Annotated in this window: 14 protein-coding genes; 10 read left to right on the top strand and 4 right to left on the bottom strand. The window is 69.6% G+C overall.

The genetic code is table 11. The features are described from left to right. The first annotated feature begins 561 nt into the window (after window positions 1–561). Genes ACSRUE_RS45635 through ACSRUE_RS45620 form a run of 4 tightly spaced genes read left to right on the top strand, consistent with a single transcriptional unit; the run spans window position 562 to window position 7121 of the window. Window positions 562–3990 carry an ATP-binding protein gene (locus tag ACSRUE_RS45635; protein ID WP_441289039.1) on the top strand — a complete coding sequence of 1143 codons (3429 nt, stop codon included), beginning with the start codon at window positions 562–564 and terminating at the stop codon, window positions 3988–3990. A 49-nt stretch (window positions 3991–4039) separates the two neighbouring features. Further along, a complete protein-coding gene (locus ACSRUE_RS45630) occupies window positions 4040–4756 on the top strand; it encodes a hypothetical protein (RefSeq protein ID WP_441289038.1) in 717 nt (238 codons plus the stop codon). Further along, window positions 4753–6027 (top strand): YcaO-like family protein, encoded by a 1275-nt coding sequence (locus ACSRUE_RS45625; protein ID WP_441289037.1) that lies wholly within the window; start codon window positions 4753–4755, stop codon window positions 6025–6027. Before ACSRUE_RS45630 ends, ACSRUE_RS45625 begins: the two co-directional genes overlap by 4 nt. Further along, a complete protein-coding gene (locus ACSRUE_RS45620; RefSeq protein ID WP_441289036.1) occupies window positions 6024–7121 on the top strand; it encodes a TfuA-like protein in 1098 nt (365 codons plus the stop codon). Before ACSRUE_RS45625 ends, ACSRUE_RS45620 begins: the two co-directional genes overlap by 4 nt. A 64-nt stretch (window positions 7122–7185) precedes the next feature. Here ACSRUE_RS45620 and ACSRUE_RS45615 read toward each other — a convergent pair whose 3' ends face one another. Beyond that, window positions 7186–8979, bottom strand: coding sequence for a S53 family peptidase (locus tag ACSRUE_RS45615; protein WP_441289035.1), 1794 nt, complete (start codon window positions 8977–8979; stop codon window positions 7186–7188). Window positions 8980–9219: 240 nt separating this feature from the next. Between ACSRUE_RS45615 and ACSRUE_RS45610 the strand changes: the two genes are divergently transcribed. After that, window positions 9220–10893, top strand: a complete 1674-nt coding sequence (locus tag ACSRUE_RS45610) for a sigma 54-interacting transcriptional regulator (protein ID WP_441289034.1) — start codon at window positions 9220–9222, stop codon at window positions 10891–10893. 208 nt (window positions 10894–11101) lie between these two features. On the opposite strand, the gene ACSRUE_RS45605 is transcribed toward ACSRUE_RS45610, so the two are convergent. Then, the gene (locus tag ACSRUE_RS45605) at window positions 11102–12283 is read right to left on the bottom strand and encodes a hypothetical protein (RefSeq protein ID WP_441289033.1); all 1182 of its coding nucleotides are present in this window, start codon (window positions 12281–12283) and stop codon (window positions 11102–11104) included. 342 nt (window positions 12284–12625) lie between these two features. On the opposite strand from ACSRUE_RS45605, the gene ACSRUE_RS45600 reads away from it, so the two are divergent. The 3 genes from ACSRUE_RS45600 to ACSRUE_RS45590 are packed head-to-tail and all read left to right on the top strand — an operon-like array spanning window position 12626 to window position 14510. Beyond that, window positions 12626–12904: a metal/formaldehyde-sensitive transcriptional repressor gene (locus ACSRUE_RS45600; RefSeq protein ID WP_437943808.1), complete on the top strand. Its 279-nt coding sequence runs from the start codon at window positions 12626–12628 to the stop codon at window positions 12902–12904. Between the two features lie 11 nt (window positions 12905–12915). Further along, complete coding sequence (dmeF, locus tag ACSRUE_RS45595; RefSeq protein ID WP_437761754.1) at window positions 12916–13935, top strand: CDF family Co(II)/Ni(II) efflux transporter DmeF; 1020 nt, start codon at window positions 12916–12918, stop codon at window positions 13933–13935. Further along, a complete protein-coding gene (locus ACSRUE_RS45590; protein ID WP_441289032.1) occupies window positions 13932–14510 on the top strand; it encodes a manganese efflux pump MntP in 579 nt (192 codons plus the stop codon). Before dmeF ends, ACSRUE_RS45590 begins: the two co-directional genes overlap by 4 nt. A 79-nt stretch (window positions 14511–14589) precedes the next feature. Here ACSRUE_RS45590 and ACSRUE_RS45585 read toward each other — a convergent pair whose 3' ends face one another. Continuing rightward, window positions 14590–15942: a glycosyltransferase gene (locus tag ACSRUE_RS45585; protein WP_441289031.1), complete on the bottom strand. Its 1353-nt coding sequence runs from the start codon at window positions 15940–15942 to the stop codon at window positions 14590–14592. Window positions 15943–16417: 475 nt separating this feature from the next. After that, window positions 16418–18883: a membrane dipeptidase gene (locus tag ACSRUE_RS45580; protein WP_441289030.1), complete on the bottom strand. Its 2466-nt coding sequence runs from the start codon at window positions 18881–18883 to the stop codon at window positions 16418–16420. Window positions 18884–19181: 298 nt separating this feature from the next. Between ACSRUE_RS45580 and ACSRUE_RS45575 the strand changes: the two genes are divergently transcribed. Beyond that, on the top strand, window positions 19182–24821 hold the full coding sequence (locus tag ACSRUE_RS45575; protein ID WP_441289029.1) for a DNRLRE domain-containing protein: 5640 nt from the start codon (window positions 19182–19184) through the stop codon (window positions 24819–24821). A 210-nt stretch (window positions 24822–25031) separates the two neighbouring features. After that, window positions 25032–26723: a VWA domain-containing protein gene (locus tag ACSRUE_RS45570; protein ID WP_441289028.1), complete on the top strand. Its 1692-nt coding sequence runs from the start codon at window positions 25032–25034 to the stop codon at window positions 26721–26723. The last annotated feature ends 4 nt before the right edge of the window (window positions 26724–26727 follow it).

Below are 26727 nucleotides of genomic sequence, written 5' to 3'. Positions count from 1 at the left end.
GTGAAGACATCATCGATGGGCGCAAATTCGATTCGTCGGGCGACACGCCGAGCCATGTCGATAGGTCGGCCGACGCCAGAGCGGCGGTCGCCGCGGATCTGTCGGCCGACAGATCGCCCGGCATGCCGCCGGCAGATCGGGCGATCTGCCGGCCGACAGATCGCCCGGCATGCCGGCCGACAGATCGGCACCCGCGGGTAGAGAAGAAGCGCCGAACTGCCGGCGCGACACCGGCGTTTTCGCTGTTTGTGAAGCCTTGATGGCCGGAATGTTCTCGCTCGCGCGCGCTCCGACGGGGCCGACGGGCGCGTGGGTCGCGGCGAACGGCGGCGCCCTGGGTGCATTGGACGCGGGGAAGGTGCGACGGTTTCGTCACAACCCTCGCGCGCGAGAGAAGAATGGTACGCCTGGATTTCAGTTGGGTGAATTTGTTTTGAACATGACACACGTTGGTGGGACGCGGTAGCATGGCGCCCCGTGGCAACGGCTGAATTAGGAGACGCCCCCCTCCCCACCGCCATTGGACCGTATCGGATCCGCGGGATCCTGGGGCGCGGTGGGATGGGGGTGGTCTACCACGGCGAGCACGAGCAGACGGGCGCGGCAGCCGCGGTCAAGACGGTCTTCGTGCCCGCCGAGACGTCGCTGGGCAGCATCCGGCGGGAGATCCACGCGCTGACGCGCGTCCGGCACCCGGGCATCGTGAGGATCCTGGGCCAGGGCGTCGCGGGCGGGCTGCCGTGGTACGCGATGGAGCTGCTCCAAGGTCGAACGCTCCAGGACCACATCGTCGAGCTCTGGGAGGGGGTGGAGAGCCAGCGCGCGCCGACGGTGGATTCGGAGCGGACCATTCCGCGAAGCGCGGGGACGCTCTCGGACGGAGGGACGGTGACGTGGAAGCGAAGGGGGACGCCGCCGCTGCTGACGATGCTCTCCTTGATGCGGAAGCTCTGCCGGCCGCTGTCGTTCCTTCACGGCAGCGGGCTCGTGCACCGCGATCTGAAGCCCGCGAACGTGTTCGTCCGCGCGGACAGCACGCCGGTGCTGGTGGACTTCGGCATCTCCACGCACTTCGGCGGCGCGCGCGGGCGCGAGACGCTGGAGCAGGCCGAGTTCGCCGGCACCCCCCGGTACATGGCGCCCGAGCAGATCCTCGGCGAGCCCGTAGACGCGCGGGCAGATCTCTATGCGCTCGGGTGCATTCTCTACCAATGCATCACCGGCGGCCCGCCCTTCCAGGGCGCTCAGCCGGTCCTCTTGTTCCAGCAGCACCTCTATCAACCGCCCCGGCCGCCCTCGCTCCTCGTCGACGGCATCCCCGCGCAGCTCGAGGAGCTCTTGCTGCGGCTCCTCGAGAAGAAGCCGCAGGATCGGTTGGGGCACGCCGACGACCTCGCCGCGATGCTCGGTGAGCTCGGGGCCGAGGACTGGACCGCACCGGACCTGCCCAAGGCCGAGCTCTACATCTATCGGCCCACGTTTTCCGGGCGCAACGAGGCCCTGCGGCGCATCGAGGGGGTGCTCGCGAGCGCCTTCAAGGGCGACGGATCCTGCCTGTTCCTTGGCGGCGAGAGCGGAATCGGCAAGACCCGCCTCGCCATGGAGGCCGCCGCGCTCGCGAGCAAGCGGGGGTTTGGGGTGATCATGAGCGAGTGCGTCGCTGAGTCCGGTGGCGATGGCGCGCTCGGCGGCGCGCCGCTGCACCCCTTCCGCCCTTCGATGCTCGCCGTCGCGGACCGCTGCCGCGAGCACGGCGACGTGGAGTGCGCGTCGTTGCTCGGGGACGGCGCGAAGGTGCTCGCGCTCTACGAGCCTTCGATCCTGGACATCCCCTGGGTGGCGCGGCTACCGGACCCGCCGCCGCTCCCGCCGGAGCAGGCGCGCCAGCGCGTGTTCGACACGCTGGCGCGCGCGATCTATGCGCTCGCCGAGCGCCGGTGCCTGCTCATCGTCATCGACGACCTCCAATGGGCCGACGAGCTGTCGCTCGCGTTTCTGGAGCACCTCGCCAGCAAGGGTTTGGCCGATCGAAAGCTGCTGATCCTGGGGACTTACCGGCTGGAGGAGATCTCAGCCGACCTGGCGCCGATCGTGCGCGCGCCCTGGGCGCAGCACCTCGAGCTCGGCCGCTTGAGCGACGCGAGCGTAGGAGAGATGGTCTCGGGCATGCTCGCGCTGGCCGATCCGCCGCGCGATCTGGTGGAGCTCGTCGCCGGCAGCGCCGAAGGGAACCCGTTCTTCGTGGCCGAGTACCTGCGGGCGGCGATCGGCGAGCGGCTGGTGACGCGCGATCGGACAGGGCGGTGGCGGGTGCACGAGCGTGCCGAGGGGGATCACGGGCCGCCCGCGTCGTTGCCGCTGCCCACGGTGCTGGCGGACCTCATCGATCGCAGGCTGTCGGCGCTCGGGGGGCCGGCGCGGAGGCTGGCGGAGTGGGCGTCGGTGCTGGGGCGGGAGTTCGACGGCGAGCTGCTCGCGGCGGCGTCGGGGCTGGAGGACACGGCGCTGCTCGATGCGCTGGAGACGCTGCGGGTGCGGCAGGTGATCGAGGAGCTCTCGCCCGGGCGGCTGCGCTTCGTGCACGACAAGATCCGGGAGATCGGGTACGAGCGCATCCTGGAGGAGCAGCGCCGCGCGCTGCACGGCCGAGCCGCGGCCGCGATCGAGGCGCGGTCGCCCGGCGCGCCGGAGCTCCACGCGCAGCTCGCGCACCACTTCGCGAGGGCCGAGGTGCACGACAGGGCGAGCGTCCACTTCGCGTGCGCCGGCGATCGGGCCCGCGAGGTGCATGCGAACGGCGAGGCGATCGCGTCCTACCGGAGCGCCCTCACGGAGGCGCAGGCGGCGCGCGCCTCGGGGGCCGCAGGCGCGGGGGTGCCGCTCCATCCCGAAGAGCGCGTGCATGAGGGCCTCGGCGACGTGCTCGCGATCACGGGCCGCCAGGAGGAGGCGCGGGCGGGGTACACCCAGGCGCTCGCGCGGATGCCAGAGGGAGACGGCCTCGCGCGCGCGCGGCTGCACCGCAAGATCGGCAAGACCTGGGAGACGCACCACCGCCACGAGGAGGCGCTGCGGTGCTACGCGCTCGCCGAGGCGGCGCTCGGGGCGGCGCCGCCGGAGGGCGGCGGCGAGGCCGCGGACGCGTGGTGGCACGCGTGGGTGCACGTGCAGATGGATCGGACGTGGGTCCACTACTGGCTGGCGCAGGTCGACGCGCTCGCCGCGCTGGTCGAGCAGGTGCGCCCGCACGTGGAGCGGCGCGGCACGCCGCGGCAGCGCATGCAGTTCTTCCAGGCGGTCATGCACATGGATCTGCGGCGCGATCGCTACGTCGCCTCAGACGAGACCGCGCGCTACGCGCGAGCGTCCATGGCGGCCAGCGAGGAGACGGGCGATCCGAACGAGATCGCCGGGGCGCGCTTCGCGCTCGGCTTCACGCTGCTCTTCCACGGCGATCTCTCGGAGGCGGAGGCGGAGCTCGACGCGGCGCTGCGCGACGCCGAGCGGTTGGGCGACGTGACCCTGCAATCGCGATGCCTCGCCTACCTGATGATGACGCACCGAAGGCGCCGCGCGATCGCCCGGACCCGCGCGCTGGCCGCGCAGACCCTGTCGGTCGCGACCGAGGGCAAGATGATCGATTATGTCGGCGCGGCGCGCGCGAACTTCGGCTGGGTGGTGTTCTGCGAGGGCGATCGGGCGAGCGCAGAGTCGCGCCTGCAGACGGCGCTCGAGACGTGGCGATCCCTCGCCTACGATTACCCGTTCCAGTGGATGGCGCTCCTGCCCCTCATCGCGATCGCGACCGCCGACGGCAGGATCGACGATGCGGTGGCCTACGCACGCGCGGCGCTCGATCCGAAGCAACAGCGCCTCCCCGATGCGGTCGCGCTTCCCCTCCAGGAGGCGGTCGCTGCGGCCCGGGAGGACGATGCGCGGGCGCACCTCGAACGATCGTGCTCGGTCGCTCGCGGGCTCGCTTATTGCTAAGCGCCGGCACGGTACGCCGAATGCATAGGGAAGCGCGAGGAGAGAACCAATGACGAACAACGATCGAAGTGCCCCCTGCTACCTGCACGCCGTCATTCAGGTCAAACCGGGTCGTCTGGAGGAGTTCCGTCGTCTCACGGAAGAGATGCGGACGCTGCTTGGCGAGAAGTTTGGCGTGAGGCTCGCAGCCAGCTTTCAAGCGGCTTCGAGCCCGGACAAGATCGTCAATGTGTGGGCTGTACCCAGCCGCGAGACGCTCGAGCAGCTCAATAAGGCGGCTCCCGACGAACCCCTGATCCAAGCCTATGAGGCGTGCATCGAGCGCGAGGAGGTCGACGCGTTCGTCGCTTTCCGTCACGACGCGCCCGGCGCCGTGGAACCTCCCGCGCCTCCGGCGGCGGCCGCGCCGAACACGGCCAACACGCGATCCACGCCGATTACGCCGATCGAGCTCACTCCCCAAATCGCGCGCGCGATCATGGGAACTGACAGGCGCAGTATATCGTCGGATAGCGATCAAACCATCCTGATCGCAGGCGACGACGGCCAGATTCACCAGCTCCTCAGGGAGGAATGGTCGGCCACGCAGACGCTTGCGGGAGATGCGAAGGATTGGGTTGAGCAGAACATGCTTCGCAACGGGGTCACGCTGGCGAACCTGCCGGTCGATGTGCTCGATCCGTTCTTCGCTTGCTACTTGCTCAACCTGGCGATGATCAGGGAGCCGCCGGCGCAGGCAGAGCGCAAAGCCAGGCGCAAGCCATGAGCGAGCCCGTGGCGCAGCAGCCCGCGGCAGCAGGCCAAGCTGCCTTCGCATTCAAGCAGTTCCGGGACGGGACCCATCGCCTTGTGCCGCCCGCTGAGACGGTCGAGCGGCTGCGTCCCCTGCTGCCCGCGCTCGGGATCACGCGCGTCGCCAACGTTACGGGGCTGGACATCCTCGGAATCCCCGTCGTCATGGTCTGCCGCCCAAACGCGCGCTCGCTCTCGGTTTCCCAGGGCAAAGGCGTCGATCTCGCCGCAGCCAAGGCCTCCGGGATCATGGAGGCCACGGAGCTCTACCACGCCGAGCGCATCACCTCCCCGCTGAAGCTCGGCTCCCTCGAGGAGCTGCGCTTCACGCATCGGTTGGCGAACGTCAGGCTCCTACCGCAGCGCGCCTTCAGCACGTTCCACCCGAGCGCCCCGCTGCTTTGGATCGAGGCGCTCGACTGGATGCGCAGCGAGCCGCTCTGGGTCCCCTTCGAGCTCGTGCACACGAACTACACGCTGCCGCTCCCCACGGGCAGCGGCGCGTTTCTGACGAGCTCCACCGGCCTCGCCTCGGGCAATCATCCGCTCGAGGCCGTCAGCCACGGCATCTGCGAGGCGGTGGAGCGCGACGCGGGGACGCTCTGGAGCCTGCTGGACGCGGGCTCGCGCCGCGCCACACGGCTCGACCTCGCCACGGTGGACGACGTGGGCTGCAGAACGCTGCTGGACCGCTGCGAGCGCGCGGGGCTCGACGTGGCGGCGTGGGACATCCGCTCGGACATCGACATCGCGGCGTTCCGCTGCATGATCGCGGAGCGCTCGCCGGGCGGCCTGAGCTCGCTCTACCCAGCGGCGGGGATGGGCTGCCACCCCGCGCGCGAGGTGGCGCTGTCGCGCGCGCTGACCGAGGCCGTCCAGAGCCGCATGACGATGATCAGCGGGTCGCGCGACGATATGAGTCGCGCCGACTACGAGCGGCGGCTGGACCCCGATCTGCATCGCCGGGTCCTGCAAGATATGCGTGATGGAGCGCCGGGCCGGCGTTTTCGCGACGTGCCCACGCGCGAGATCACGACCTTCGAGGAGGACATCCGCTGGGAGCTCGAGCAACTGCGCACCGCCGGCATCGATCAGGTCGCCGTGGTCGATCTCACGAAGGCGGAGATCGGAATTCCGGTGGTGCGTGTCGTCATCCCGGGGCTGGAGACGATCGGCGGGCTGCCAGGCTACGTCCCCGGAGCGCGCGCGCGCGCACGCTGGACCGCGCGGGAGGGCAAACGATGAAGATCTACGTGTTCACGGGGCCGACGCTCGCTCCCAGCGAGGCCCGCGCGTACCTCGATGCAACGTACCTGCCGCCCGCTGCGCAGGGCGACGTCTATTCTGCGACGCTCGATCGGCCCGTCGCGATCGGGATCATCGACGGGTACTTCGAGCGGGTGCCGGCCGTCTGGCACAAGGAGGTCCTCTGGGCCATGTCGCAGGGGATCCACGTGCTCGGAAGCGCGAGCATGGGCGCTCTGCGGGCCGCGGAGCTGACCGCGTTCGGGATGGAGGGGGTCGGCGCGATTTACGAGGCCTTCGCGCGGGGCGAGCTCGAGGACGACGACGAGGTCGCGGTGGCGCACCGTCCTTCGGACGACGGATACAAGGCATGCTCCGAGGCGATGGTGAACGTTCGAAGCACGCTCCGCGCGGCGGCGGCAGCTGGAGCCGTCGACGAGGGGACGCGCGACGCGCTGGAGCGCATCGCGAAGCGGCTGTTCTACGCCGAGCGGACGTGGCCGCTGCTGCTCGAAGCGGGCCGCGCGGAAGGGTTGGCGCGAGAGACGCTCGAAGCGCTGCGCGCGTTCCTGCCGCGCGGGCGCGTCGACCAGAAGCGCCTCGATGCGATCGCGATGCTGGAGCAGATGAGCGCCCGGTTCGCGGGGGCGGTGAAGCCGAAGGCGGTGCGCTACCGCTTTCAGCATACGAACGCCTGGGAGCACGCGCGTCGCGCCGCCGAGCGCCGCTCGGCGGACGCGACCGCGACCGACTCCGCCGGCGCTCCCGTGCCTGACGAGGCGCTCGTCGAGGAGCTGCGCCTCGCTGGGACCGGTACATATCAATCCTTCGCAGCCCGCGCGTCCGGCAAGCAGCGGCTCCTTGCGGCGCACGGCGCATCGAGCGCTGGTCTCGCCGAGGCGGCTCTGCCGGAGCAGGAGCTGCTTCGCTGGTACTTCGAGGAGCAGCTCGGGCAGCCCGTGCCCGACGACTTGGCGGCGTACGCGCATCGGGTCGGCTTCGACGACGTGAACGCCCTGCGGCGCGCCCTCGCGCTAGAGCTCTTGTACGTGCAGTGGACAGGGCGCGGTCCGCGGGCCGATCGAGGCGCCTGAGCGGTTCCCCTCGCTCGCCGCACGCGCGGACCGAGCGGGCACCGCGGACTCGCCCGCGCCTACGCTAGGGCCGCGTGATAAACGCCTCGATCGCGGCCTGCAGATCGATGCCCGACGGCCGGCCCAACCCGGTGCATGCGTTCCAGCCTGGCCCCGCATCGTATCGATTGACGCCGTTGCGACGGATGTTATTGCCTTTGAGGATCGGTCGCATGGCCTTTCGCACCGCGGGATCGTAGAGCAATGCACCGAGGCCGGGGATCCCGGAGATCCCGTGCTTCGAAGCCAATCCTTGATAGATACGCGCCATTAGCCCTGCGAGCAGCGGGGCAGCGGCGCTGGTGCCGAACGAGTGTGCGTTGGCGGAGCCCAACCACAGCCATACGCCGGAGGCGAACGCCGCGTTCGCCGCGATGTCGGGCACACCTCGCCCCGGCTCGGCGATGCCGGCGGCCTCGGCGACCCCGGCGATCTCGGCGAGCTCGCGCTGCCACGGCGGCTGCTCGACGAATCGGCTGAATCCACCGCAGCTCGCCATCTGTCGTCCCAGGACGAGCTCATTCCAGACCACTTCGTCCTGGAATCCACTCGCGGTCCATCCATTGATCGCGGTGCCGCCGCACGTGACAACCAAGTCGTGGCTCGCGGGGAAGGTCGGTTCGAGGCGATCGTGCACGAACCTGCTGGGCGTCGAGCCTCCGTCGCCGGAGGCGCAGAGTACGGTCACCCCCTTCTTGGCGATGGCGTAGTCGAGCGCATGGTTCAACCCCGGAACTTGCCCTTGTGGCACGCCCCAGTTCTCCCACCCGTCACGCTCCGCGGCGCCCCACGTGATGACGAGAATGGAGACGCCATCGTCGGCTGCTCGGATGACGGCATCGCGCAGCCCTACGCGGTTGGCGAGCGTTCTGTACACGCGCATTTCAGCGCCGTTCGCCACGGAACCGCAGATCGCGAGATCGAGCAGGATCTCCATGGTGAACAAATTCCGCTTGCTTGGATCTGATATCTTGCCGGCGCGGACGGGAGCAGCCGAAGTCCGTCCAGTGCCCGCCTTTCCGTGCAGCGGCGGTCCGCCGGTGCCGAGCTCGAAGGCAAGAACGATCTCCCTGATCTCCTCCAGAGGAGCTGGTGAATTCTTTGCTAGACCCAGCTCGGTGAGCTGAATGTTCGGTCGCTTCAAGCTCAGGGCGTCGAAGTACGTACCGAGCACGTCCTCCGGCAGGCCTCCGTCGGGCAAGATGAACCCCACCTTCACGCCGGAGCCGTCGAGGTTCGGTGGGAAATTGTAGAGCGCCGCCAGGTCCAGCACGGTGAAAGGTTTGCCGTCGGGGCGCGAGGCGGGCTTGGGCTCGTGATTGGTCGAGGCGCGCGCGCGCGCGCCTTCATCGAACAGGAACGCGCTGATCAAGCCGTCGGATGGACCCTCCTCGTCGCACATGACCGCGGTCACGTAGGTCGCGAGCGCCTCCGGCATTCGCGCGTTGTCCAGCGTCACTGGAACGACGATGCGGCGACCCTCGCCATCGACCCGCTTGAAGTCGACGCCCATGTGCCGTCGAAGCTGTCGTGCGGTGCCGGTCAGAACCACCTCGCCGGGTACACGCCGCTCCCGCACGACCTTCAGGTCGTGCTGCTCAGCGAACTGCCGAACCGTCGCGAAGACCTGGTCGTTGGCGCCGTGCAGCTCGTCGACGAGCGCCTCGTGGCGCGCGAGCGGCTTCGCCGCGATCGTCTCGACGAGCGTTCGCCTCTTCTTCACGCGCTCGTCGGGTTGGAGGCAACTGAGGCCTACGGTGATCGTCATCGGCTCGTCGTCGTTCACGGAGCCACGGTCTTTCCACGGATTGTCGCTCATGATGTCGCTCCCTCCTCATATGCAGACCGATCTGCTCGGCGCCGCGAGGTGCGTGCTGGCTGATGCATCGCGGATCCAGCGCGGCGGTGGCGGTGGCGGTGTACGTTGAAGCAATCGCGATGCCAGGGCGGAGGGCCTCGGGCGATGTCCGTGGGGTCGAGGTACGGGCTCGGAGGGAGGTGCATTGTTCGATGGACAGCGCGGCGCCGCGGAGCGATAGGGGGCGATGACAGGGTTCCCATGCTCTCGGACTCGACCCTCGAACCTGCCGATCCCTCCCGGAGGGGGCTCGGTCCTGTGCTCGTCCCAGCGCTGACGATCCTGGGACATCCGAACCTCGAGCGCGTCGGCGAGCGAGCGTTGCTGCTCGAGATGGCCACGGCGCACGAGGCGCAGCTCTCGCGGATGGAGCCAGTGTTCGCGATGCCGGGCCGGGCGCCCAGCGCGCTCAAGGACAGGCACGTGAGCCGGACGCCTCTTCGGCTGCGCGACGCGGGGGGCGGTGGGATCCGCCTTTGCATGGGGGAGAGCACGACGCACCTCGTCGTGGACGGCGAGGTGCTCGAGGGCGAGCGAGAGCTTTCGCCGGCGGAGATCGCGCGGGGTGTGGTGCTGGAGCTGTCGGAGCGCGTGGTGCTTACGCTCCACATCGCGATGGTAGCGCCACCGGCGGGCGACGGTGGCGACAACCTTGGGCTGTCGGTCGACACCCAGGCACCGCCGCTCTCTGGGCGGGGGCCGGCGGGCGACGGCGGCGACGACCTTGGGCTGGTCGGGCAATGCGCGGCGCTGGACCGCGTGCGGCGGGAGATCCGCGCGATCGCCAAGGGCGACATGCCGGTGCTGATCCTGGGGGAGACCGGGACGGGCAAGGAGCTGGTCGCGCAGGCGATTCATCGGTTGAGCGCGCGGCGGGCGGAGCCGTTCTTGGCGGTGAACATGGCCAGCCTGTCGCCGTCGCTGGCGAGCGCCGAGCTGTTTGGGATCAAGAAGGGCGCGTTCACGGGCGCGGTGGAAGACCGGCGCGGGTATTTCGGCGAGGCGCGGAACGGCACGCTGTTCCTCGACGAGATCGGCGACACGCCGCCGGACGTGCAGGTGATGCTCCTGCGTGCGCTGGAGACGGGCGAGATCCAGGCAGTCGGGAGCCGGACGGTCGAGCGGCCCCACGTGCGCGTGCTCAGCGCGACGGACGCGAATCTTCAGGCGCGCATCGCCTCGGGCGCGTTTCGTGCGCCGCTCTTGCATCGACTGGCGGGCTTCGAGATCTCGCTGCCGCCGTTGCGCGCGCGGCGGGAGGACATCGGTTGCCTGTTCGTGCACTTCCTCCGCGACGAGCTCATGCGGGTCGGCCAACCCGACGCCTGGCGCGCTTCCGGGCCGGACGGTCGCGGCTTCGTGCCCGCTTCGCTCATCGCGCAGCTCGCCCGGTACGACTGGCCCGGCAACGTCCGGCAGCTGCGCAACGTCGTGCGCCAGCTCGTCGTGAGCAGCCGCGGGGCGCTCGAGCTGCGCGCTGGTCCGCACCTCGACGAGCTGCTCGGGCGCGGCGCCGGGGTACAGCGGGCTGGAGCGACACCGCGCCTGGCGATACCGGCACAGCCCGACCGGGTACGGCGCAGCCCGAAGGACGTGACCGAGGACGAGCTCGTGGCCACGCTGCGCGCATGCCGCTGGGACCTCAAGGCCGCGGCCTACCGGTTGGGCGTCGCCAGGAGCTCGCTCTATGAGCTCCTCAACCGCTGCACCCGCGTGCGCCGAGCGGTCGACCTCACCCACGCCGAGATCGCGCACGCCTACCGAGACTGCGGCGGGGACATCGACGCCATGGTGGAGCGCCTCGAGGTCTCGCGGAAATCCCTCTCGCGGCGCATCCGGGAGCTCAAGGTCCCGGTGCGCGTCGCGCAGAGGTAAAAGAAGCCGGATTGCTGGCTCTTCGGTGAAGTGGGGCCGAATGATCTGACGGATATGGGCTGAGCCCACCATGCGCACATGATGATGTTGTGCTCTCCGTGAGAGATTGATCACGAGAACGGGAACGAGACGCGTATTACAGTGCAGCGACGTACAGCGGATCGTCCCTTTTTTTTTGGAAATTTGACGCCCCTGATCGGAGTGCGTCCTAGATCTTCTGGCGAAGCCAGCGCGTGAAGGGCCCGAGGAAGGTCTGTTTCCAGTGGACGTTGAAGTACACGTCCGCTTCGCCGAGCTCGGGGTTGTGATCGATGGTGACGGACGCGGCGCGATCGAAGAGGCCGGCGGTGTCGAACATGGCGGGGCCGAAGCCGGTGCCCTCGACGTAGATGAGCACGTCGCCGCGGAAGGCGGAGAGGTTCGACGTGTGGCTCGCGTCGCGCCCCGAGAGCCCGCACGCGAGATCGCGGACGGCGGCGAGGGAGCCGTAATTGTCGAAGAGGGGGCCTACGAGCTCGAGCCGGGACTGGTCGCTATAGACGAGGCTCTGGGTCTCGAAATCGGCGACGGCGCGGACGAAGGAGGGCGTCGGCGCGAGCGCGCCCGGAGGGGGTGGGGCGCCGAAGACGAGCAGCATGGCGAGCTGGTTGGTCGTGCCCGGGGGGAAGATGGGCAGAGGAAACATGCCCTGAGGCTCGGCGGCGGCGCCGCGCAACGCGAGCCCGAGGACGGCGATGCTGGGATCGTAGGTCGAGCCCGCGGCGAGCGCCCCCTCGAGGTTGCTGCAGATCGCGCCGTTGTGCGCGGCGATCTCCGGATCTTCGGTGTAGAAGGTGCCCTCGTAGAGAAACACGCCCGAGAAGGCGCGGGGCGCGCGATTGACGAGCGCCATGGCCGTGTTGGCGCCCGCGGAGAATCCCCCGATGACGGGCCGCGCGCCGGGGTTCTGCGAGCGCACGAGGGCGAGCGCGAAGAGCCCGTCGTTCGAGAGGGTGTCGAAGCCCCAGTCGGCCATCACGCTGCAATCGGCCGCGCCGGACTCGCACGCGCCGGGCGGGAGCTCCGTCCTCCGCTGGTCGACGAGCCAGACGTCGTGGCCGGCCATGGCGAGCTCGCCCGCGGCCGACTTCGCGTACCTCCCGGTCTCGCTGATCTCGTAGAACTCGCCCGGAAACGTGAAGGGGCTGAAGAGGATCACGGGCTCGCTGCAGCCGCGGCCGGCCCCGCGCTTGCTCACGTGGATGATCGAGAATCGATCGAGGGGGCTGTCCCCGGCGTCCACTTCGTAGACCACCCTCTCGAGCGATGGATGCGGTCGCGTGACCTCGACCGAGGCGATGTCGTACGCGCCGAAGGCGCTGCCCGCGAGAAATCCCAACCATCCCAGCATAGGCGCTTCCCTCCATGGGAACGAGGTGAGCACCACGATGTTCACCGTGGTGCTTCGAGCGGCGCTCGCTGCTCGAAGCATCCATCTTCCGCTCGCGCGCGCCCGGACGCTTGGTTGAAATTGACGAAAACGTGCGGCGTTGCCGCGTGTCGATGCTGGTGAGGTGTGGTGACGTGTGCGATGTGCTCGGCGGATTCATGGAGGCCGCTGGCCCGGCTTCGGCCCGAGGCGCTACCTGCCCGACGGGTGACGGCGAATTCGCGCCTGACCGAGCCACCGTCGCCGGCCTCCGAGAGGAGCCAGCGCGAGGCGCTTGACCCATATAGTATACCCCCCTATTCTATGGGCGTGCACACGGTCGAGAACAAGAAGAAGCTCATCGCGCGCGTCCGGCGGATCCGCGGGCAGCTCGAGGCGGTCGAGCGGGCCCTCGAGGGCGAAGCGGGTTGTTCGGAGGTCCTGCAGACGGTGACCTCGGCGCGTGGCGCGCTGAACGGCCTCGTGGGCGAGCTCATCGAAGCTCACATCCGTACGCACGTCATCGACGGGGAGCGTGCGACGGCACCCCAGCGGGAGGCCGCGGAGGAGCTGGTTCAGATCGTCCGCGCCTATGTGAAGTGAAGGAAGCAACGATGAGCGACTCCACGGGATCCGATCGGCTCGCCCAGCTTCGACACGCCCACGACCACGGCGCCGCCGCGCCTTCGCACGAAGCCAGGACCCGGTGGGTCGTTGCGCTGACCTTCGCCATGATGGCGGCGGAGCTCGTGGTCGGCCATGCGACGAACTCGCTCGCGCTCACGGCGGACGGGTGGCACATGGCCACGCATGCGGGCGCGCTCGGCATGGCGGCCTTCGCGTACTGGTTCGCGCGCAAGCAGTCCGGGTCGAGCGCGTTCTCCTTCGGCACGGGCAAGGTGCACGCCCTCGCCGGGTACACGAGCGCGGTCGTGCTCGCGCTCGTCGCGCTCCTCATGGTCGTCGAGTCGCTGCGCCGCTTCCTCCATCCCGAGTCGATCGCCTTCTCCGAGGCGCTTCCCGTCGCCGTCGTTGGTCTCGCGGTCAACCTCGTCAGCGTGCGGCTCCTCCACGCCGACGAGCACCATCACGAGGCGCACGACGACCATCCCGACCACGATCACCAGGACCATGGCCATCACGATCACGACGACGAGCACGCCCGTGGCCACGACCACCACGGGCACGACCACAACCTGCGTGCGGCGTACTTCCACGTCCTCGCGGACGCGCTGACCAGCGTGCTCGCGATCCTCGCCCTCCTCGGCGGGCGCTACCTTGGCTGGACGTTCCTCGACGCCGCGATGGGCATCGTCGGCGGGCTCGTCATCGCGAAGTGGAGCTACGGACTCTGCCGGCAGGCGGCCAGGCAGCTGCTCGACGTCGTCCCTTCCGAGCCCCTTGCTCAGCGCATCCGCGATCGCATCGAGTCTACCTTCGCCGGAGCGAGCGTCGTCGATCTCCACCTGTGGGACATCGGTCCCGGCGCGCGCGCCTGCATCGTTTCGGTCGCGGTGCCGAGCCCCCTGGCGCCTTCCGCCTACCGTGACGCGCTCGTCCCGATCGCGAGCCTCCAGCACGTCACGGTCGAGGTTCACCCGCTCGCTGCCGGTGACGCGCGGAGGGGCTCGTGAATTTCAGCGCGATCTTGCTCCTCGCGCTCGGGCTCGCGATGGACGCGACCGCTGTCGCGGCGGCACGAGGGCTGTCTGTTCCGGCGATTCGAGCGCGCCATGTCCTGCTCGTCGCGGGGTTCTTCGGCGGCGCTCAGGCCCTGATGCCCGTCATCGGCTGGCTGCTCGGAGCGCGGATCGGCCCGCGCGTGCAAGCGTGGGACCACTGGATCGCGTTCGTGCTGCTCGCGTTCATCGGCGGAAAGATGCTCTGGGAAGCCCGCGGCGACGGCGGCGACGACGGCGGCGAGGGCGAGACCACGGTCGATCCCTTCGCGTTGAGCTCGATGTTCGTGTTGGCGATCGCCACGAGCATCGACGCCCTCGCCGTGGGCATCACGCTGCCGATGCTGAACGCCCCGTTCGCGATCTCCGTCGTGACGATTGGCGTCGTCACGGCGCTGCTCAGCGCAGCGGGGCTCTTCGCGGGACGGCGGTTCGGGGCGATGCTCGGCAAGCGTCTCGACGTGGCTGGAGGGGTCGTTCTCATCGGCCTCGGGTTCAAGATCCTCCTCGAACACCTTGTGACGTCGTAGGCGTGTCCCCGCGGACCGCGCCCGCCGGCTTCCGAGTGCGCAGGGCCGAGGCGAGCTCGAGGTGCGCCGCAGCGCTCGCTCAGATCGACAGCGCGATCGGCGAGCGCGGCCGCGCGCTGGCCGCCGCGTCGCTGCGCGGCGCGCCCCAGCCGCCGCCCGGCGCCTCGGCGGCCTCGCTGACGCCGAACGCGCGCTGCACGAAGCACGAGCCCCGCGCATAGGCGAGCAGGTCGCTCGGCCGGACGGCGGGCATGCCACGGTGCAGCCGCCGTACGAGCAGCAGCGTGTAGAGGTCCATGTAACGCTCGACCATGCGGGCAGCGGAGTAGCGCTGGAGCGTGACCTTCCGGCCGTATCGCCCCATGCGCGCGGCGAGCGCGGGGTCGTCGCGGAGCTCCGTCAGCCTGGCCGCGAGCGCCTCGGCGTCCCCGGAAGGCACGAGGAAGCCCGTGTACCCATCGGTGAGGGCCGTTGGCACGCCGCCCACCGCGGTCGCGACGACGGGGAGCCCGGCCGCCATCGCCTCGAGGACGGCGAGCGGTAGGCCCTCGGAGATGGAGGAGACGGCGAACACGTCGAGCGCGGCGAGCATCTGGGGCATGCGGTGCCGCCTGCTGACGAACAGCGCGCGCCCGGACAGGCCGAGCTCGTGTGCGAGCGCGATGAGCCGCGCGCGCTCCGGGCCATCTCCGACGAGGAGCAGCCGCCCGCCCTCCGGCAGCGCCTGCGCGGCCGCGCGCAGGAGCAATGCGTTATTGTTCACGGCAGAGAGGCGCGCCACGCTCCCGAGCACCCAGGCCTGCTGCGAGATGCCGAGCTCGGCCCGGACACGGGCCCGGGCCACCGGATCGGGCGCGAACCGCGACAGGTCGACGCCGCTGGCGATGACGTGCAGCTTCTCGGCGCTGACCTGTCCCTGGCTGACCAGGGCCTCGGCGGTCGGCCGCGAGACCGCGACGTGGGCGTCGACGAACGCGGCGGCGGCGCTGCGCAGCCATCGCCGGCCTTGCAGGTCCTCCGAGGCGCCGTGCTTCGTGTGGACGACCGGGACGCGGTGGAGCCAGCCCGCGGGCGCCGCGTAGACGAGCGGCAGCTGGTTGTGTGCATGGACGAGCGAGGCCCCTCTCGCCCTGAAGAGCGCGACGAGCCGGGCGGTCATGCTCACGTCAAAGCCGCGGCGCTTCGGCAGGAGCTGCACCTCGACGCCGCGCCGCCGCAGGTGCTCCGCAAGCGGGCCGTCCGGCTCATCGGCGACGGCGATCACGGTCACGTCGTGGCCCGCAGCGCGCTGGAGCGCCGCCAGATCGACGACCACCCGCTCGGCGTCGCCGGCCTTCAAGCTGCTCACCACATGCGCGATCGCGAGCTTCCATGGAAGCCCCGCCCGGCCCTGGTCGCGGCCTCCCACGCCGTAAATATCACGAACATCCATGTCTCCCCCCTCGGACGAATGGAACAGTGTCGACGCGCGCTGCTCGTCCAGCGTGGCTGCGCTGCCTGGCTTCTCAAGGCGTGATCTGGCTTCTCCGATCGGCGGAGCGGCGCTCCGCTCCCTGGCCGATGCAGCAAAGCGATGATGGACGAGCGTCCTGGGCTTGAGAAGCGCAAGCGCCGCAGCACGCCGCGGCCGATGCGCGGCGGACGGTAGGAAAGTTGATTGGTGTGGAATATAGGCCGAACCCGAAATGTGGCAATAGAAAACGGTGATGAATGGTAAGACCGCGGTGCGCGAGGATTGCTGTCCAGGCCGGGCCGCGCGCCGTGCGCTCGCTCCGGCTGGACGGGATCCGTCCGCGACTTCCAGCCTTGGCGCGCATGTCGGGTCTCTTCCGCGGCCGCATACGGCTTTGCCCCGCGGAACCAGCGCCTCAGCGACGGAGAGGCATTGTCGCGTGACGCGTGACGTGTCAGCGGCAGAAGAGGAACCTGCAGTTCCCGGATGCGCACTGGTTGTCCTTCGTGCACGCCGCTCCCCGGCCGCGCTTGTCCACGCACTCGCCCTCGTTGGTGCCCCACCCGCAGAACTGGCCCGCCGCGCAGTGCGCGTCGGAGCGGCAGAGGCACGTCTGGGTGAGATCGCCGCAGCGGTTGCTGGGGCACTCCTCGTTCACGCGGCAGCCCTGGCCGATGGTCTTCGAGCCGGGCGTGTAACAGAAGCCCGCGCCGGCGATCAGCCCGCCACAGCGGCCGGAGGCGCACTCGCTGTCGCGCGTACACAGCTGATGCTCGGCCTTCTTCGGCTCGCAGGCGTTGTCGCCGCCGACACCAGGCGTCTTCCGCGCGCAGCGGAGGCCGTCGCCGCAATCGGCGTCGTCGTTGCAGACGCAGCGGCCCGGGATCGCGTTGCAGGCGACGGCCGTGCACTGGCCGCTCTCGCACTCCTCGTCGAACCGGCAGCTCCCGCCCAGCACCTGAAATCCAGGGCAGTAGGCCGCGCCGCACTTCGTGGGATAGGCAGATTCCCGCTCCTCCGCGGGCGCGAAGGGCGCGATGCCGCTCTCGTCGAGATCGGTGGCGGGATCGGCCATCCCGGCCCGCGGCCCCTGGGCGCGCTCCCACATGCGGAGGAAGGACTCTGTCGAGGACCTCAGGCCGGTCGTGTCCACGCCCAGGCGATCCAGGTCGGCCAGGAGGTCGGGCAGCATCCCCTCGTGGGCCAGGCCCTTCTCGTCGAACTCCGTCCCCAGGGGGCCGGGCCCCTGCTCGCGCTGCTCCCAGGCCTGGCAATCGGCCTCTGCCTGGAACGCCGCCGAGCAGGCGCCGTCCTCGCCGAAGCGCGGCCGGGTCTGCTGGATGAAGCCGTTGAGATCTGCCCCGAAGGCCATGGGGACCTTCAGGCCGAGCCGCCCGTACTCGTAAGCCTGCGCGAAGGAGCGCGACGAGCCCTGACAGCTGTTCTCGACGGAGCTGCGGCTGTACTGCCGGGTCTCGTCGTGCGCGGTGCGCAGGCCGAAGATGCCGCCGGTCTGCCGGAGCATCCGGATCACCCGCGCCGGCGTGGACTTCTCTTTTTCCGCCACCGCCCTGGCCATGATCTCCCGGAAGTGACCGTGGGAGATGTAGATCGGATAATAGTCGCGCGCCCGCGCCAGCTCGAACACCCGATCCACGCCGCGCTCCGAGAGGTGCGCGACGTCGAGCAGCATCCCCCGGTCCATCATCTCGCCGACGAGCGCTTCGCCGAGGGGCGTCAGCCCGCGCACGTTGCGGCAGCTCGCGTCGACATCCATGCCCAGCGTGATCCCCGCGAGGGTGGCGCCGCAGTCGGTGTCGATGAAGCAGTTCTCGGTGTACTGCGCGAGCTGGAAGATCGGGTTGTGCAGCGCCGCCCCGCCAAAGGCGTTGTCGGTCTGGTGCACCGGCTGGAGCGTCCGGACCCCGAGGGCGTGGTACCTGGCGAGCTGCGCGCGCATCTTCGCCGCGTCGACGTCTCGGCCGAACAGGTGGCTGGCCTCGATGGACAGCACCACCGCCAGCTTGCCCGCGCCGATGATCTGCCGGGCGTGCGCCGGTGAGAGCGCGACCTCCATCCAGCCGGCATTTCGCGCGGCCAGCGCGTGGGTCATCTGGATCTGGAGATCGACATCCACCATCTCGTCGCAGGCCCGCTGCCGGTTCTGCTCCGGCAGGATCGAGCAGAGCCAGTCGTAGCTCACCGCCGACATGACGATGAGGCTCAGCCCGCGATCGTGGGCCTCGCGCAGCCAGCTCACGTGACCTTGCTGGTGAGCGATGGTGTCCCAGCGCGGCCACCCCTCGGAGAAGCGCTTTCGCCCGAGGTGGAGCCCTGTGTCGCCGCTCGTCCCCTCCGTCTGGCCGATCACCTCCGAGCCGCCGATGCCGCCGCCCAGGCCGAGCAGCGCTGACAGCGCGCCGCCGCTGGCCAGATCGAGCATCGCCGACTGAGGGCAGTGGTCCAGGAGCCCGCTGAGGCCCTGTCGAACGCGCGCGTGATCGCTCCCTGGACTGCCGCCGTCGCAATCGTCCAGCGCGCCGGCGCCGTCGTGCTTGCCGTGGAGCCATCCACCCCCGAACGCCTCCTCCGACATCATGTGGAAGTGCAGGTCGGCGAACCCGCTCACCGGCGCTCCGCCGAGCGCCGCCGGGGCGGGGACCGGGAGCGCCGCGGCGGCGCCGGCTTCCGTCGCGGCGCTCGCGGAGAGGCCGAGCGACGCAGAGCGCGCGAGATCGCCCGGCGCGCCCTGTTCGCCGGGAGGCGAGGGCGTTCCCGGGTCGCACGCGGACGTCGCGAGCGCGAGGGCGGCCAGGGCCGCGGTCGCGAAGGGGCGCGGCCAGCGCCGGCGGCGCGCTCGGGGCGCCGGGCCGGGTCGAGTCGATAGAGCGCGCGTGAGGCGATCGTCGGGGCAGGTCATGGATGTCGCGGTCCGGGGGTTCGGTCGTGGGGGTTCCAGGCGCTGGGGACGCCTGGTTAGCTGGGGTAGCTCCCACCGCATTTTCAAGCGGTGAACCGGGCCCGCGCGGCGCGTGGCGGGTTTTGTCAGCGCATGGCGCGGTTTGTCGCCTTCGCCGCCGGCCCAGAGGCAGCTAATCCACGCAACGATGGGAGACCGCGAGCCGCTCCGCGAGCGGGCACGGCGGCCGACCGCGTCACGTCCGCTCATCTCGGCCGATCAGGCCGTCGGGGTTGATTCAATGACAGCTCTCAGGTCCATGCTGATACGTCAGCTCATCCAATCACGAGACGCCCTCGCGGATCCCAGGCGCGCGGGGCGCCTCCCGCTCCTCCTGTGCCTGGGCATCGTCGCATCGGCCTGCGCGGGCGGCGCCGACGAGCCGAGCGAGCCGAACGAGCCCATCGGAAGCGTGCAGCAAGCGCTCTGCTCCGCGGACGACGTGGGCTGCCAGAGCGGCGCACCGAGCTGGCCGAGGTGGTCTCAGCAGCCCGATCGGCCGGACGCCGTCTTCGAGGGGTTCGAGACCGGCTCGGGCGCCGCGAGCGCGTCGAGCAGCGCCAGCTCCACCAGCGCCAGCAGCGCGTCGAGCAGCGCCAGCAGCGCCAGCGGGGCCGGCGGAGGCTCAGGCTTCGAGTTCAAGCCCAAGGCGTGCGACCCGAACCTGCTCGGCAAGATGCCGGAGAATCCGAACCCGAAGGGCGCCGATCTCCAGAACATCACGACGAACTTCCATGTCCTGCAGTCGATGCAGATCCTCTCGTCGATCGTCAACAAGACGGCCGAGGCCATCAACGCCTCCGACACGGAGACCGTCGAGGATGCCGGCAAAGGCAGGTGCATCTGCACCCAGCGCGTGGACGCCGGGTGCACGGACGTCATCCAGAAGGGCCAGACGACCTACGAGGAGTGCTCCGACTTCTGCGATCCGGCCACGACGCCGACGAACACCTGCAGCATGGGCGTGCTCGTCTGGCTCTCCAACGACGTCCAGCAGACGCAGGAGGGCAAGGCGAAATGGGCCCGCAAGATCGTCAAGTGGCTCGACAAGATGGCCGGCGAGATCGCCGACGGGCGCTTCGCCGATTTCCTGGAGCAGCTCGGCGGCGACCTCGAGAACGCGACGGAGCTGCTCGCGAAGATCCAGTGTTATATCGACCTCTACACCGAGGGCTACCACCTCGGCGGCTACTCCAAGCAGCGGCCCGATCTGCACATGTGCATCCCCTGGGCCGGCCATGGCGCGTACGCCACGATGGTCGAGAGCGGCAACGGCAAGTGGGGCATCGGCGCCCGCTACGAGTCGCGTAACCTGAGCAAGAAGCATCGTGCCCAGATGCGCACCGGCGGCTTCGCCGTGACGGTGTTCGACGAGACGCTGAGCATCCTCCCGGGGACGGAGTTCAACATGCAGCTCGACGGGTACAAGTGGTTCAACCGCGAGGCCCCCTTCGGCGACGACGAATTAGGCCACTTCGGCGGCGGCGGCCTCAGCCTCTCCGCAGCGAAGCGAAAAGGGCTCTTCTACCTCGCGGACGGGGATCAGGTCGAATCGCTCGACACCGACCACGACGGCCGGGTGTCCCCGCAGGAGTTCCTCGTCGGGACATACATGCCCTTCTCTTACACGGCGGACTACACGCCGAGCGGCGCTCCGAGCCCGGCCACCTGGCCCAGGAGCGCGGCGAAGCCGGCCGAGAAGCTGGAGGGGCGCTCCGCCGCCGTCATGGCCGCGGCGCTCAACCTGGATATGCAGATGAAGCCGATCGAGAAGGATCTGACGAAGATCCCGCTCCCCCCGGTCCCCGGCGCGTTCCTCATCCCGTACTTCCGGCTCGGCGCCGGGGTCAAGTGGTACGACGAGGCCTATTTCATGCGCAAGCGCCTGCAGGAGGCGCTCAACAAACACACGAACCACAAGATCGAGAACGTCGATTTCGATCGCGACATGCACGCGTTCCAGGCGCCGGACGTGACGGGCGAGGCGGGGACGGTGGTCTCGGTGCGCCCGGAGGTGGGCGCGAAGCTCTTCCTCGGCGTGCCGCTCGGCAAGCGGCTGAAGGTCGGCGTGGAGGCGAGCATCGGCTTCTCGGTGGATCTCAAGCCGAGCGGCTCCGGCGGCGTGGTCGACCTCAACACCTCGCTCGAGCAGGCGCTCGTGAACAGCAACCCTGACGAGTCCCTCGAGTGCAAGCCCGTCTTCAACTACAAAGATCAGACGTACTGCTCGAACCGCCTCGTCGAGGAGTCCGAGCTGAACCTCGGCTGCTCCCCGCTCGACACCAACAACTCCTGCTGCCTCACCTTCGCCACCGGCGGCCGCGCCTGCATCGACGACTGGACGGGGATCACCGAGGAGTGGTGCGATTCAGGCAAGCTCTCGTACGAGCTGCTCGCCACCTTCATGAAGGAGAAGCAGGCCAAGCTGCTCAAGAGCGCCTTCCAGGCAGGCTTCACCGCCAAGTGGAACGCGAACAAGACCTGTGACGAGTGCGACAGCGACGGCACCTGCGTGACCGACGTGCGCAGCGACGATCTCCGCGACATCTCGGGCTGCCAGAAGCACGGTGTCTGCTGCCTCCCCGTGGCGTCGTCGCCCTTCGGCCTGGCCGGGTCGCGCGCCCTCACGAACGGCAGCTACGCGCAGGCCCGCTTCATCCAGCCCGGCGACATGGCCTATGACGCGTCGACGCGCATGCTCTACGTCGCGGACCGGACCGCCGTGCGCCGCATCGACCTGACGAGCGGCGCGGTGACGACGATCGCGGGGTCGACCGTCTCGGGCACCACCGACGGCGTGGGCACCGCCGCGCGGTTCAACACCATCTCGGGCATCACGCTCCACGACGGCGCCCTCTACATCGCCGATCGCGGCAGCCGCACGATCCGCAAGCTCACGCTGAGCAGCGGCCAGGTCACGACGATCGCCGACCGCACCGTGGTCGGCACGCCGCGCGACGTGGCCGTGGTCGGAAGCCACCTGTACGTCACCAACAGCGGGGACCGCACGCTGGTCTGGATCGACCTCGCGACGGGCGCGAACATCGCGGTCGCCGGCCTGGCCTCCTCGTCCGGGAACGTCGACGGCGTGGGGACGACAGCGCGGTTCGCGGAGCCGTCCGGCATCGTCGCCGACGGGCGCGGCAACCTCTATATCGCCGACGCGTTCAATAACTCGCTGCGCCGGTACGAGATCGCGACCTCGATGGTCACCACCGTGGCAGGCAACGGCACCGCGGGCTCCGCGGACGGCGTTGGCACGGCCGCTCGGCTCACCTCGCCGCAGGCGCTCGCGATCGACGGCTCTGGCAGCGTGCTCATCGGCGAGGGCAACAAGCCCGGTCGCGTCCGGCGCTTCGATCCGGCGCTCGGCGCCACGGTCACGGTCGCCGGCGGGCCTGGCACCGTGTGGCAAGACGGCCTGGCCACGTCCGCCGTCCTCGAGCTGCCCGGCGGCCTGGCCGTGCTGCCCTCCGGCGACATCTACGTGAGCGACTCGCTGCCGTCGACGGTCCGCAAGATCGGGAGCAACTGCGACGCGGCGATCCCCGGAGCCGTCACCTACGACGTCACCGAGGCCGAGTGCCCCGGCAACTTCGGCGCGTACCGTTGCGTGACCGAGACCAGGAGCGATGTCGTCGAGTGGAGGGGCCCCGGCTGCCACCCGCTCCACTCGGGCTTCCAGTCCGCGTGCGGCTGCGCGTCCAACGCCGACTGCGCGAGCGGCGAGACGTGCGACCCCGTGAAGAAGCTGTGCACGGTCGGCGGTACGCCGGTCACGTGCCTGTGCAGCGCGGACCCGAACCCGACCTGCGCGAGCGAGCCAGGCCGCACGTGCGTCGACGGCGCGTGCACCCGCCGCTGCAACTACGACGCTGCCACCGCGGACACCGTCTGCGGCTACGGTCAGGTCTGCACGCCCGACGGCGTGTGCGCGCCGCAGGCCGGCGCCCAGTACGCCGAGCAGGTGATCTGGGGGCTCAAGAACCCCCATGCGCCCGCCCACGCGATCGCCACCTACGGCATGAGCGAGCTCGAGCTCATCGCCGCGCTCAACGCCGGCATTCACATCGGCCTCGAGGTCAAGCTCTTCAAGAAGCCGAGGAAGTTCACGCTCTGGGACTGGCGCCGATCCTGGGATATCGGCTCGGTCGCGAAGGCCAAGTTCCAGCCCGGGCTCGAGGCGACGTACCAGTGGGACAGCACGTCGCTCGGCCAGGTGACGAACTACCAGCCGACAGAGGTGACCCGCTCCCTCACGGCCCCCTCGGAGACCGCCGACTTCCTCGCGTGGTGCAAGGACGAGCTGGGGCTCCACGCGGAGGACCCGATGGCCCCCACCACGGAGGACGTCACGGGCGGCGTGCAGGAGGTCCTCAATTTCGGCTTCAACCTGGGAGAGCGGGTGTCCACGATGGAGAACCTCTGCATCGAAGGTCGGCCCATGATGGACTGGCTGCAGGACAAGGACGCGCTCGCCGAGAGGTTCGTGACCGGCACCTGCACGTACGTCGGGCTGGTGAGCGGCCTGCGCGGCAACCTCAGCTTCCCGTGCCAGGAAGCGCACATCAACCTGCTCAAGCACTGGGGCTGCCTCGACGCGCAGGGCTCCGCCGTCGCCAACCAGCTGCGGGTGGGCGCCTTCAGCGGCGCCGTCGTCAACACCCCGACGCCCACGTTCGATCTGACCGCGCTGCTCTACGACACGAGCAACGGGCTCGAGGCGTCCAACCTGGTGTATCCGAGCGCCCTGGCCGAGGCGTGGCTCGCCGAGGTCGAGGCCTGCTTCGACGAACACTCCGAGGACACCGTGCCTTGCTCGTGCCTCGACGACGCGGATTGCACGACGGGACCGGGGCAGACGTGCGTGAGCGGGACGTGCCAGGGCCCCGAGGACGACGTCATCCAGTGCTCCGTCGTGCAGAACGCGGGCGTGACCGTCGAGCGCTGCTGCGGCGACGGCGTGCAGCAGGCGTCCGAGCAGTGCGACGACGGCAACACGCAGAACGGCGACGGCTGCTCGTCGAGCTGCCTCCTCGAGACGAAGGGCGCGTGCTGCCGGTCCCAGGGCTGCACCGACCTCGGCACGGGCGGCATCGGCTCCAGCGCGAGCTGCCGCGAGGCCGGCGGCTACTTCCTGAGCGGCTACAGCTGCGCGCAGGTCGACGCCTGCGGGGTCGAGCCCATCGGCTCGTGCACGGAGCCCGACGGCGCCTGTCACACGCCGGCCTACGAGGCGCAGTGCGACGCGGTGGGCGGCGTGTTCGTCGTCGGCGGCCGCTGCGAGAACGAGCCGGAGCGGCTGACGCTCCAGCCCGGCAGCGACGGTATCGATGCGACGATCACCAACCTGAGCGCGAGCGTCGGGGCCAACAACGGGAGCTCCCCGAACATGACCGCGGGGGTGTGGACCTCCAGCAATACGAGTTACGTGAACCGGAGCCTGTTCCGCTTCGATCTGTCGGAGATCCCGGCGGGCTCCACGATCGAGCGGGCGCGCCTCACCCTCTACGCCGATCCCGACGCGCGCCTCTACGGCCAGGGCACCTGGAACGGCCTGCTCCCGGGGCACTCGACGTATGGCGGCTCCAACGCCTTCCTGCTCCAGCGCGTCACCTCGGCGTGGCAGGAGAACACAGTGACCTGGGCCAACCAGCCCACGACCACGTCGCTCCACCAGGTGCTCCTGCCGCCGAGCACGTCGCTCGGCCAGGACTACGAGGGCGTGGACGTGACCGAGCTCGTGCAGGACATGCTGAGCGCGCCCGCGAGCAACCACGGCTTCCTCATGCGCCTCGAGAGCGAGGTGGGGAACTACCGGGAGGTCTCGTTCATGTCGAGCGACAACGCGAACGCCGCGCGGCTCCCCAAGCTCGAGGTGGTGTTCCGGAGGCCCTGAACGCCGGCGCTCTAGAGCGACGGTCACCCGCTTCGGATACGGGCCCACCTCGGCGTTTTCGGTGCTCAGCGCACAGGAGTGCGCTTCCGCGCCGAAAACGCCGATCTGAGCCCGTCTCCTGTGCGGGAGACCGCCGCTCTGCTCTGCGTGTAGCAGAGGTGGGCGGAAACTAGACATTTGGTTTTGAACGATGCTCAAGAAGGATTGGAGATGATGAGAAGGTCATTCAGAATGTTCGCAGGCGTCGCCGGCGGTCTCCTCGCGAGCGTGGTGGGAGGGGCCGCGGCGCTGGCCCAGGTCGCCCCGCTGGACACGAACCATGTGCTGATCATCGACCGGTCGGGCAGCATGTACGGCGACCGCCTCGAGCTCGCGAAGAAGGCGGCCAAGATCTACTGGAACACGCTCGTATCGAGCAATGTGCCAGCGTCGCAGTCGTTCACGGAGCTGCTCGGCGTGGCGAGCTACTCCGACACCTCGTCGATCACGTACCCCATGACGGCGCTGCCGGCGTCCGGCCTGGACACGGCGGTCGACGCGCTCGTCGCGGACGGGTCGACCTCGATCGGGGCCGGCCTGGAGGAGGCGCTCGACATGCTGATCGCCGAGAGCCCGACCAAGAGCGCGCGCGAGTGCGTCATCCTGCTGTCCGACGGTCAGCACAACACGCCGCCTGCCCCGAGCGACTTCTATGGGGACTATTTCAGTCGGGTGGACGAGGTCCACTCGATCGCGCTCGGGTCCGGAGCGGACGAGGCGATGATGAGCGACATCGCGGCGAACTACGGGTTCTCGCCCGGGCTCTACCTGCGCGCCGACAGCGACACCGCGATCGACCAGCTCGAGCTGATCGGCGCGTTCAACCGCATGGCGAACGACTGCCGGGACGGCGGCATGATCGACCAAGGGCTGACGCAGATCCCGCCTCCGTCGCCGCAGTCGCCGCTGTCGTTCGCGTGCGCGGACACGCTGGTCTCGGCGGCGCAGATCGTGGATTTCACGATGATCTTCGTCGGGGCGGCCGCGCCGGAGGTCTACCTGCTTCCCCCGTGGGACCAGACGTCCCAGATCACCGAGGCGAACTTCGCCGCGTCTGGCTCCGACCTGACCTTCTTCTCGGCGGAGAACTTCAAGCGCTTCTCCCTGAACCTGACGGAGGCGTACGAGGAGGGGTTCTGGCAGTTCTGCGCGGTCAACACCTCGGATCAGCCCATCTACGTCTACTCCGCGGTATCGACCCTGGCCGACACGATCGAGCTCCAGGTCACGCCGAGCACGTTGAACGTCGGGGCGGCGCCGCTCATCGTGGAGGCCGAGGTGAGCCACCTGGGCAGCCCGGTGCTGGGCGCCACGGTCAGCGCGGAGATGACCGGCCCGAGCGGCGCGGTCACGCCCCTGTCGTTCCATGACGACGGCGCTGCGGCGCACGGCGACACGACGGCCAACGACGGCGTCTACTCGTTGAAGGTCGGCCAGTTCGCCGAGACGGGGAGCCACGACATCACGGTGTTCGCGGACCACGCCGGCAGCGCGACCGTCCCGATGTTCACGCGGCAGCACACGTTCGGGTTCTACAAGAACCCCGCGCCCCCCTGCCAGAGCCTCGGGCCGATGAGCACGGCGATCGTCGCGTCGGTCAACGGGACGTCCTGCTTCCAGATCGATCGGGCGAGCCTCCCGACCGCCTGGACGCCGGCGACCCTGACGCTGCAGATGAGCCCGGCGGACGGCGTCCCGCTGAACGGCGTCAGCGTGTCGGCCAACGGCGGGGCGCCCCAGAGCGCCCCGGCGAACAGCTGGTCCGCGACGACCACGATCCCGTTCCCGGGCACGGCGAACGACGTCGTCTATCAGGTGAGCACGACGAGCAACAGGCAGCTTCAGATTCAATGGTATCCGTGATGCT

It is taken from the genome of Sorangium sp. KYC3313 (assembly GCF_052075895.1).
In the GTDB taxonomy this organism is placed as follows: domain Bacteria; phylum Myxococcota_A; class Polyangia; order Polyangiales; family Polyangiaceae; genus Sorangium; species Sorangium cellulosum_B.
The sequence above is the reverse complement of the archived record's forward strand: the minus strand, read 5'-3'. Positions and strand labels throughout refer to the sequence as shown.

Bases quoted from the DNA above. Each gene is read 5' to 3' on its own strand.
- ACSRUE_RS45635 (WP_441289039.1), top strand. From the start codon at position 562: ATGGGGGTGGTCTACCACGGCGAGCACGAGCAGACGGGCGCGGCAGCC.
- ACSRUE_RS45630 (WP_441289038.1), top strand. From the start codon at position 4,040: ATGACGAACAACGATCGAAGTGCCCCCTGCTACCTGCACGCCGTCATT.
- ACSRUE_RS45625 (WP_441289037.1), top strand. From the start codon at position 4,753: ATGAGCGAGCCCGTGGCGCAGCAGCCCGCGGCAGCAGGCCAAGCTGCC.
- ACSRUE_RS45620 (WP_441289036.1), top strand. From the start codon at position 6,024: ATGAAGATCTACGTGTTCACGGGGCCGACGCTCGCTCCCAGCGAGGCC.
- ACSRUE_RS45615 (WP_441289035.1), bottom strand. From the start codon at position 8,979: ATGAGCGACAATCCGTGGAAAGACCGTGGCTCCGTGAACGACGACGAG.
- ACSRUE_RS45610 (WP_441289034.1), top strand. From the start codon at position 9,220: ATGCTCTCGGACTCGACCCTCGAACCTGCCGATCCCTCCCGGAGGGGG.
- ACSRUE_RS45605 (WP_441289033.1), bottom strand. From the start codon at position 12,283: ATGCTGGGATGGTTGGGATTTCTCGCGGGCAGCGCCTTCGGCGCGTAC.
- ACSRUE_RS45600 (WP_437943808.1), top strand. From the start codon at position 12,626: ATGGGCGTGCACACGGTCGAGAACAAGAAGAAGCTCATCGCGCGCGTC.
- dmeF (WP_437761754.1), top strand. From the start codon at position 12,916: ATGAGCGACTCCACGGGATCCGATCGGCTCGCCCAGCTTCGACACGCC.
- ACSRUE_RS45585 (WP_441289031.1), bottom strand. From the start codon at position 15,942: ATGGATGTTCGTGATATTTACGGCGTGGGAGGCCGCGACCAGGGCCGG.
- ACSRUE_RS45580 (WP_441289030.1), bottom strand. From the start codon at position 18,883: ATGACCTGCCCCGACGATCGCCTCACGCGCGCTCTATCGACTCGACCC.
- ACSRUE_RS45575 (WP_441289029.1), top strand. From the start codon at position 19,182: ATGCTGATACGTCAGCTCATCCAATCACGAGACGCCCTCGCGGATCCC.
- ACSRUE_RS45570 (WP_441289028.1), top strand. From the start codon at position 25,032: ATGATGAGAAGGTCATTCAGAATGTTCGCAGGCGTCGCCGGCGGTCTC.